The organism is Pseudomonas sp., assembly GCF_037994325.1.
Taxonomy (GTDB): Bacteria; Pseudomonadota; Gammaproteobacteria; order Pseudomonadales; family Pseudomonadaceae; genus Aquipseudomonas.
Map to the genome: position 1 here is coordinate 1 of NZ_JBBNAH010000108.1, position 8,555 is coordinate 8,555.

Genomic DNA, 8,555 nt, shown 5'->3' on the forward strand with positions numbered 1-8,555 from the left:
ATCCTACAGATAGCTATTGAGGATTTCGTCGACGAAACCCTCACTTCGCATCTTGTCCAATGCACCCTGCAGCTTCTGTACCACCTCGGTGGGGGTTTCTTTGTTCAAGGCCAGGTACAGCTGCGCCTTGTTAAAACGCAGCACGGTTTGCAGACCGGTTACGCCTTCTTGCTTGGCCAGGTAGCGGCCGGCAGGGTCACCGGTAGCCCACAAATCAATTTGGCCGTCGCGCAGCTTTTGCGCGTTTTCCTGATCACGCAGCGCGGTGATTGGCTCAAGCTTGTGCTCGGTCAGGTACTCGGCAATCGCATCGCCTTTGTAGGCGCCCACTTTGTACTTCTTGGCGTCTTCAAGGCTGGTGAGGGCGATTTTGCTGTCGGCCTTGGCCAGCATAATCCAGTCATCCGGACCGATCGGGCCCACCCATTTGAACAGCTCTTCGCGCTCGGGCAAGCGCGCGGTCACAAATACGCCGTAGCCTGGTTTTTCCAGAGCCAGCTTGTAGATACGGTCCCAAGGGAAACGCAGGGTCAGGCTGTATTTAATCCCGGCACGTTTGAACATCTCTTTGACGATATCCACAGCGATGCCGTCGATATTGTCTTCTTGAGCGAAGTTCTTGCCGTTGATGGCCATGTTGTAGGGCGGGAAGTTTTCGGTCAGCAGCACGACGCTGTAATCAGGGTCTACTTCGGCACGAGCACTGCCGGCAAGCACCAATAAGGTGCTGGCCAGCGCAAGCAGCAAGCGTTTGTACATTAAGGTCTCTCTACTTCTAAAGGTATGTGGGGCGCAGCGCTGGGGAGCAAGACCAGAGGGGTTGGTCCTATGCTGCTCCCGGGCTGTGCCGTGCAGGACAACATGCAACTTAGCAGCCAGAACCGATTGCTGCTCTTGCGCGCACCAGGGTTACCGTCTTCGCGGGGAGACGCAGGTGTAGCGAATATTTCTGATACGTACGGTCGTGCGCGTAGGTGGCGGTGTTCACCGGGCGATTCTGGGTCCCCGCCTGCGCGGGGACGACAGGGACTAACGGACGACGATGCCGCGGCTGGCCATATAAGCCTTGGCTTCCGGCACGGTGAATTCGCCAAAGTGGAAAATACTCGCCGCCAATACCGCCGACGCCTTGCCTTCCAGAATGCCGGCGGCCAGGTGTTCGAGGTTACCAACGCCGCCCGAGGCGATGACCGGAATGCCGACGCTTTCGCTGATGGCGCGGGTAACGCCCAGGTCAAAGCCGTTCTTCATGCCGTCCTGATCCATGCTGGTCAGCAGGATTTCCCCGGCGCCTAAGTCTTCCATCTTTTTCGCCCACAACACGGCGTCAAGGCCGGTGGGTTTGCGCCCGCCATGGGTGAAGATTTCCCAACGCGGGGTTTCGCCAGGCTGCGAGACCTTTTTGGCATCAATGGCAACGACAATGCATTGCGCGCCAAAACGCGAGGCGGCTTCGCCAACAAACTCGGGGTTGAATACGGCGGCGGTGTTGATCGACACCTTGTCAGCACCGGCATTGAGCAGGTTGCGGATGTCTTGCACGGTGCGCACGCCGCCGCCCACGGTCAGCGGAATAAACACCTGACTGGCCATACGTTCGACGGTATGCAGCGTGGTGTCACGGCCATCGACGCTGGCGGTGATGTCGAGAAAAGTAATTTCATCGGCACCCTGCTCGTCGTAGCGACGGGCAATTTCTACCGGGTCGCCGGCATCGCGGATGTTTTCGAATTTGACGCCTTTGACCACGCGGCCATTGTCGACGTCGAGGCAAGGGATGATGCGTTTTGCCAGTGCCATAACGAATTCCGTAGGGTGCGCGGTGCGCACAGGTTATGCGGGACAGTGTGCCTGGGCACCGTTAACAGCGGTGCGCATAGCACACCCTACGCGGTGTATGTGTCGCAGAATGCCTGGGCTTCAGCTACATCCAGCGTGCCTTCGTAAATCGCCCGGCCGGTGATGGCGCCGATAATGCCGGGGGCTTTGGCGTCCAACAGGGCGCGGATATCACCGAGGTTATGGATACCGCCGGAAGCAATCACCGGAATTTTGGTGGCTGCGGCCAGGGCGGCGGTGAAGGGCACGTTGCAGCCCTGCATCATGCCGTCTTTGGCGATATCGGTATAAACGATGGCGGACACGCCGTCGGCCTCAAAGCGTTTGGCCAGGTCGATCACCTGCACGGTGCTGACCTCAGCCCAACCGTCGGTGGCAACAAAACCATCTTTGGCATCCAGACCGACAATCACTTTGCCTGGGAACGCCTTGCACGCTTCGGCGACGAACTCCGGCTGCTTCACCGCCTTGGTGCCGATGATCACGTAGCTCACGCCAGCTTTGACGTAGTGTTCGATGGTTTCCAGCGAGCGGATACCGCCGCCGATTTGAATCGGCAGGTTGGGATAGCGCTTAGCGATGGCAGTGACCACTTCGCCATTGACCGGCTGGCCTTCAAAAGCGCCGTTGAGGTCGACCAGATGCAGACGACGGCAGCCGCCCTCAACCCATTTCGCGGCCATGCTCACCGGGTCATCGGAGAACACTGTGGAATCTTCCATGCGACCCTGGCGCAAGCGCACACAGGCGCCGTCTTTAAGATCGATTGCGGGGATAATCAGCATCAGTCGAACCTGCTCAAGTCTTTAAATTCGGGGAAAGGGCTTAGCTCTTTTCGAGCGCCCACAAGTCGCTTTCGATACTCAGAAACCTGTCAGCCAGGTGTGCCTGCACATCGCTAATCGCCTTGTTGTAAAACAGTGGCGCCACTTCGCGGGTAAACACCTCAAGCACTTCCTGGGCTTCAAAGGAGCCCAGCTCCAGCTCAAAACGGTCCTCGAGAAAACGCTTGAGCACGGCCACCGCCGCCGCTTCCTGCGCCGGCTCCAGGGACAGGCTTGGGGCCTTCTGCTTGCCGCGGCTCATTACCAGCGACCATCCCAGGCGGCGAAGTTCTGCAACAACTGCAGGCCGTGGGTGTGGCTTTTTTCCGGGTGGAACTGCACGGCAAAGCGCGAGCCATCGGCCAACGCCGCCGCGAAGTCGACACCGTAATGGCCACGCCCGGCTACCTGACGGGCGTTACCCGCCTGGATATAAAAGCTGTGCACAAAGTAGAAGCGCGCCAAGTCAGGAATGCTGTGCCACAGCGGGTGGTCGAGGGTTTGCGCCACTTCGTTCCAGCCCATATGCGGCACTTTCAGCGCTTCGCCGTCTTCCACCAGGTCTTTGCCGAAGAAACGTACTTGGCCTGGGAATTGGCCAATGCAGTCGACGCCGCCGTTCTCTTCGCTGTGGTCGAGCAAGGCTTGCATGCCAACGCAAATGCCGAGGAACGGGCGATCCTGGCTAACTTCACGCACCAGGCTGTCGAAGCCCAGACGCCGAATCTCGGCCATGCAATCGCGAATCGCGCCAACGCCTGGGAATACCACGCGGTCGGCCTCACGAATGACAGTGGCGTCGCTGGTGATCTGCACCCGACCCGCACCCACGTGCTCAAGGGCCTTGGCCACCGAGTGCAAGTTGCCCATGCCGTAGTCAATGACTGCAACCGTCTGCATTACAGGCAACCCTTGGTCGACGGCATTTGCCCAGCCATGCGCTCATCCAGGGTCACGGCCATACGCAGGGCGCGGCCGAAGGCCTTGAACACGGTTTCAATCTGGTGGTGGGTGTTGTAGCCGCGCAGGTTGTCGATATGCAGGCTGACCAGGGCGTGGTTAACAAAACCCTGGAAAAACTCCTGGAACAGGTCGACATCAAAGCCGCCCACGGTGGCACGGGTATACGGCACATGCATTTGCAGGCCCGGGCGACCGGAAAAGTCGATCACCACGCGGGACAAGGCTTCATCCAACGGCACATAAGAATGGCCGTAACGGACGATGCCTTTCTTGTCGCCGATGGCTTTGGCAAAGGCCTGGCCGAGGGTGATACCGACGTCTTCCACCATGTGGTGGTCGTCGATATGCAGGTCGCCTTGCGCTTCGATATCCAGGTCGATCAACCCATGGCGGGCGATCTGGTCGAGCATGTGCTCAAGAAAAGGCACGCCAATGGCAAAGCGAGCTTTACCGGTGCCATCCAGATTGATCGACGCTTTGATCTGGGTTTCCAGAGTGTTGCGTTCGACGGACGCCGTACGTTCGGCCATCACCAGCTCCACGAAATCATTGTGCAAAAGGGCCGGCATTATAGGCCGACAACCTCGCAACCTTGAAGCCATACCGTTACAACCGGCTTCCGGGTCGTCGGCCAGGCGGCGTTGCGTCCTCACTTTTAATGCTCACGTACTCAAGTACGCTGCGCTTAAAAGCTGCGGGGCGCCTGGCCCGGCCTTAGCCCCGAAACCCTCGACCGATAAACAACAAAGCCGGCACTGAGGCCGGCTTTGTTGTGTAGCGCTCTAGCTGAATTTAGCTAAACAGCACCACGGTTTTCAGCAGCGTCACCCAGATACCCCAAGCCAATGGGATACCCACCGCCAGCCAGGCAGCAATCACCAGTGGCTTGCTTGCTGGGTTGGCTTTCCACTCCAGGTCAGCAGCACTCAAGATCACGTCGTGGCCAATGGCGCGCTCGGCAGCCAGTTCAGCGTCGGTCATGAAGTACTTGGAGTCCACCGGCTTGACCAGGGCGTTGCAGATAAAGCCCAGCACCAGCATACCGGCGAGGATATACAAGGTGATGTCGTAGGCATCCGCCTTGGCCACACCCATGCTCAGTTGGTATTCGCGGATGTAGTTCACCAGCACCGGGCCGAGGATACCGGCGAAGGCCCAGGCAGTAAGCAGACGACCGTGAATAGCACCGACCATTTGCGTACCGAACAAGTCAGCCAGGTAGGCCGGCACAGTGGCGAAACCACCACCGTACATGGACAGAATCAAGCAGATGCTGAACACAAACAGCGCCACGCTACCCAGGTGACCAGTCCACGGCACCAGGGCGTACAACATAAAGCCCAGGGCGAAGAACACGAAATAAGTGGTTTTACGGCCGATGACGTCGGAGAACGACGACCAGAAGAAACGTCCACCGATGTTGAACAAGCTCAGCAAACCAGTGAAGCCGGCCGCGATGATCGCGATCTGCGTCAGTTGCTCAGCGTTCAGTTCACCAAAGCTCAGGTGGTTACCGATCAGCTTGCCGGCAAACACTTCCTGCAACAGCGGCGAAGCCATGCCGATAATGCCGATACCGGCCGATACGTTCAGGCACAGCACAGCCCAGACCAGCCAGAACTGCGGGGTTTTCCAGGCCTTGCTGACGTGCACGTGGCCCTTGGTGATCATCTCGTTGTTGGCCTTTTTCACCGGTGCAGTCCAGCCTTCAGGCTTCCAACCGGTTGGCGGTACGCGGTACGCCAGTGCGCCACCCATCATAAAGATGAAGTAGATAACGGCCATCACCACGAAGGTTTGCCATACACCGACACTTTCCGGGCTAGCGAAGTAGGTCATCAGCTGTGCGGCCAACGGTGCACCCACCATGGCGCCACCACCGAAACCCATGATCGCCATACCGGTCGCCATACCGCGCTTGTCCGGGAACCACTTCACCAAAGTCGACACCGGCGAGATATAGCCCAACCCCAGGCCAATACCGCCAATTACCCCAGAGCCTAGCCACATCAGCCAGATCTGGTGGGTGTAAACGCCCAGCGCGGAAATCAACAGACCGCCGCACCAGAACACTGCGGAAACCACACCAGCCTTACGCGGGCCGGCATGTTCCAGCCAACCACCGAAGATGGCAGCCGAGCAACCGAGAAACACGAAGAACAGGGTGTAAAGCCAGCCGAGCATGGAGATCTGCCAGTCGCAATTGCTGGCAAATACTTGCTCAAAGAAGCCCAGGTCAGCACCGCACGCCACCGGCGCGGTAATACCAATGGCTTTGGACAACGGCAGCCAGAACACGGAGAAACCGTAGGCCATACCGATACACAGGTGGATGGCCAGTGCCGCAGGCGGCACCAGCCAACGGTTGAAACCAGGAGCGGCGATGATCCGCTCTTTTGACAGAAACGCAGGTTTCGCTGCGCCACTGCCTACTGCAAGGGCGTCACTCATTAGAGGATCTCTCTTTATTTTTTAGTGTTGGCATACAAGGCAAAGCTGTACAACGCGAAAGGATAGGCTAGCGGAGGTACGACGACTAGGTTTGCGCGTACCATTTGTTGCATAACGCACATTTGATCCATATCAAAGCCAACCCAGAGGCTCTACACCAGGCATGCCAGTACTTGCAGAAGAAATAATTGAACCCAGCAGTCAGGATTTAATCGACCTGCAGAAAATCTATCAGGATGCGCCCGAGTGGCTGCTCGCCCCCTTCGCCAGCCGCGAAGCACTGATCGAAAGCGGCATCGCTCGGCGCCGCTTTCTCGCCGCACGCTTCAACGAGCGGTTATTGGCCGCTGCGCTGATCGAAAAGGAGCAAAACCACTGGCGCCTTTCGCACCTGTGCGTGCGCAGCGTTACCCGCCAGCGCGGGGTTGCTCGGCGCTTGCTGGCAGAAGCCCAACGCCTGGCAGGCGAAGCCGGCAAAACCCTGCACTTGGCTGCGCCTGACGGCCACCTGGAAAGCCAAGCTTTAGCCGCCAAAACCGGCCTGCCGCTGGAAAAGCTGTAACTGAGCGCCGCCAGCACCGGGCACAGCAGTGGAACCACCGCCCGGTGTGCCCATCCAATCCTCCAGCCCACCCTGACCGCTGGTCGGCGGTATACTCCGGCATCGGTTTTTCCCGCCTCTCGCCGTCCATTTCAAATAAAAGGAATCGTCCATGAAATCGTTTGGCAAAATCCTGGGTCTGTTTTTCCTCGGAGTCTTGCTGATCCTCGTGGCACTGGGCTTTGCCCTTACCCACCTGTTCGATCCCAACGACTACAAAGACGAAATCCGCCAGTTGGCCCTCGACAAGGCCAACCTTGAGCTGACCCTCAACGGCGACATCGGCTGGAGCCTGTTCCCCTGGCTTGGCCTAGAACTGCACGACGCCACCCTGGCCAGCGCCAGCACCCCGACCCAGCCATTTGCCGACCTGCGCATGATCGGCCTGTCGGTGCGCGTACTGCCGCTGCTACGCCGCGAAGTGCAAATGAGCGACATCAAAGTCGACGGCCTTAACCTGACCCTGAGCCGCGACGAGCAAGGCCACGGCAACTGGCAAGATATCGGCCGCCCGGCCAAGCCTGCCGCCGGCGCCGACAACGACCAGAGCGCCAGCACCACGCCGCCAGGCAACACAGGCACGCCCGACAGCAAGCCATCGCAGCCACTCAAGCTTGATATCGACAGCCTGACTCTGGCCAACACCCGCATCGACTACAAAGATGCCAAGAGCGGCCAGCAATTCAGCGCCGAAGGCATTGAGCTGACTACCGGCGCCATCCGCGAAGGCGCCGATATCCCGGTGAAACTCACCGCCTTTCTCGGCACCAACCAACCGGTGATCCGCGCCAAAACCGAACTGGCCGGCCAATTGCGCTTCGACCGTGCGCTCAAGCGCTACCAGTTCGAAGACCTCAAGCTTTCTGGCGAAGCTTCGGGCGAGCCCCTCAACGGCAAAACCCTGACCTTCGCCGCCCAAGGCCAACTGCTGCTCGACCAAGGCGCACAGATTGCCGAATGGAACGGCCTGAAATTCTCCGCCAACCAAATGCGCGCCTTAGGCGAGCTGAACGTGCGCGACCTGGACAAAGAACCGCAGCTCACCGGCGGCCTATCCATTGCCGAGTTCAACCTGCGCGAATTCCTCGACGGCATCGGCCATCCGGCACCTGCCAGCGCCGACTTCAATGCCCTGAGCAAGGTCGAACTGGTCACCCGCCTGCAAGGCAACGCCAACAGCCTGACCCTTAACGAACTGAAACTGAAAGTCGACGAAAGCGCCTTTACCGGCAGCCTGGCCGTTACCGACCTGGCCAAACAGGCCATTAGCGTTCAGCTCAAAGGCGACAAGCTCAACCTCGACAACTACTTGCCCGCCAAAGCCAAGAATGACGAAGCCCGCACCAGCCGCCAAAACGAAGTCAGCGGCGCCCTGGCCAGCGCCGGCAAAGACGGCAACAGCGACCTGCCCGCCCCGCCCAGCCAACAGGCTTGGAGCGAACAGCCGGTGCTGCCAATCGACCAACTGCGCAAACTCAACGCCGACGTAAACATCGGCCTGGGCCTGCTCACCTTCGACAAACTGCCGATCGAAAACGCCAGTATCAAAGCCAACGGCAAAGACGGCCTGCTGACCCTGGAAACCGTGCGTGGCGAGCTCTACAACGGCAACTTCAACGCCACCGCCAGCCTCGACGTACGCCCGGCCGTGCCGCTGCTCAAAGCGCAGAAACACATCAGCCGCATCCCGGTGGAGAAACTGCTGAAAACCCAGCAAGAAAAACCACCAGTGCGCGGCCTGCTCGACCTCAACGCCGACATCAGCACCAGCGGCAACAGCGAAAAAGCCTGGATCGAAGGCCTCAACGGCAACGCCAGCTTTGCCCTGAGCGACGGCGCGCTGATTGACGCCAATCTCGAACAACAACTGTGCAAAG

9 protein-coding genes are annotated in these 8,555 nt (G+C 59.1%); 2 read left to right on the forward strand and 7 right to left on the reverse strand.

What is annotated here, in order from left to right; translation table 11 throughout:
* Positions 1-3 precede the first annotated feature (3 nt).
* The 7 genes from AAAB16_RS03475 to AAAB16_RS03505 all read right to left on the reverse strand — a co-directional run bounded on the left by AAAB16_RS03475 (position 4) and on the right by AAAB16_RS03505 (position 6,077).
* Positions 4-759 (reverse strand): ABC transporter substrate-binding protein, encoded by a 756-nt coding sequence (locus tag AAAB16_RS03475; protein WP_340662082.1) that lies wholly within the window; start codon positions 757-759, stop codon positions 4-6.
* Positions 760-1,029: 270 nt separating this feature from the next.
* Positions 1,030-1,800, reverse strand: a complete 771-nt coding sequence (gene hisF / locus AAAB16_RS03480) for an imidazole glycerol phosphate synthase subunit HisF (protein ID WP_340662083.1) — start codon at positions 1,798-1,800, stop codon at positions 1,030-1,032.
* 86 nt (positions 1,801-1,886) lie between these two features.
* Complete coding sequence (gene hisA, locus AAAB16_RS03485) at positions 1,887-2,624, reverse strand: 1-(5-phosphoribosyl)-5-[(5-phosphoribosylamino)methylideneamino]imidazole-4-carboxamide isomerase (RefSeq protein ID WP_340662084.1); 738 nt, start codon at positions 2,622-2,624, stop codon at positions 1,887-1,889.
* A gap of 40 nt (positions 2,625-2,664) precedes the next feature.
* The gene (locus tag AAAB16_RS03490) at positions 2,665-2,925 is read right to left on the reverse strand and encodes a DUF2164 domain-containing protein (protein WP_340662085.1); all 261 of its coding nucleotides are present in this window, start codon (positions 2,923-2,925) and stop codon (positions 2,665-2,667) included.
* Entirely contained in the window at positions 2,925-3,563 is a 639-nt protein-coding gene (gene hisH, locus AAAB16_RS03495; protein ID WP_340662086.1) for an imidazole glycerol phosphate synthase subunit HisH, read from the reverse strand. Before hisH ends, AAAB16_RS03490 begins: the two co-directional genes overlap by 1 nt.
* The gene (hisB, locus tag AAAB16_RS03500; protein WP_122493343.1) at positions 3,563-4,156 is read right to left on the reverse strand and encodes an imidazoleglycerol-phosphate dehydratase HisB; all 594 of its coding nucleotides are present in this window, start codon (positions 4,154-4,156) and stop codon (positions 3,563-3,565) included. Before hisB ends, hisH begins: the two co-directional genes overlap by 1 nt.
* 262 nt (positions 4,157-4,418) lie before the next feature.
* The gene (locus AAAB16_RS03505; RefSeq protein WP_340662087.1) at positions 4,419-6,077 is read right to left on the reverse strand and encodes an OFA family MFS transporter; all 1,659 of its coding nucleotides are present in this window, start codon (positions 6,075-6,077) and stop codon (positions 4,419-4,421) included.
* Positions 6,078-6,240: 163 nt separating this feature from the next.
* On the opposite strand from AAAB16_RS03505, the gene AAAB16_RS03510 reads away from it, so the two are divergent.
* Entirely contained in the window at positions 6,241-6,639 is a 399-nt protein-coding gene (locus tag AAAB16_RS03510; protein WP_340662088.1) for an acetyl-CoA sensor PanZ family protein, read from the forward strand.
* A 151-nt stretch (positions 6,640-6,790) separates the two neighbouring features.
* Positions 6,791-8,555, forward strand: a 1,765-nt coding sequence (locus AAAB16_RS03515) for an AsmA family protein (protein WP_340662089.1), incomplete at its 3' end; no start/stop codon positions are given.

Bases quoted from the DNA above. Each gene is read 5' to 3' on its own strand.
- AAAB16_RS03475 (WP_340662082.1), bottom strand. From the start codon at position 759: ATGTACAAACGCTTGCTGCTTGCGCTGGCCAGCACCTTATTGGTGCTT.
- hisF (WP_340662083.1), bottom strand. From the start codon at position 1,800: ATGGCACTGGCAAAACGCATCATCCCTTGCCTCGACGTCGACAATGGC.
- hisA (WP_340662084.1), bottom strand. From the start codon at position 2,624: ATGCTGATTATCCCCGCAATCGATCTTAAAGACGGCGCCTGTGTGCGC.
- AAAB16_RS03490 (WP_340662085.1), bottom strand. From the start codon at position 2,925: ATGAGCCGCGGCAAGCAGAAGGCCCCAAGCCTGTCCCTGGAGCCGGCG.
- hisH (WP_340662086.1), bottom strand. From the start codon at position 3,563: ATGCAGACGGTTGCAGTCATTGACTACGGCATGGGCAACTTGCACTCG.
- hisB (WP_122493343.1), bottom strand. From the start codon at position 4,156: ATGGCCGAACGTACGGCGTCCGTCGAACGCAACACTCTGGAAACCCAG.
- AAAB16_RS03505 (WP_340662087.1), bottom strand. From the start codon at position 6,077: ATGAGTGACGCCCTTGCAGTAGGCAGTGGCGCAGCGAAACCTGCGTTT.
- AAAB16_RS03510 (WP_340662088.1), top strand. From the start codon at position 6,241: ATGCCAGTACTTGCAGAAGAAATAATTGAACCCAGCAGTCAGGATTTA.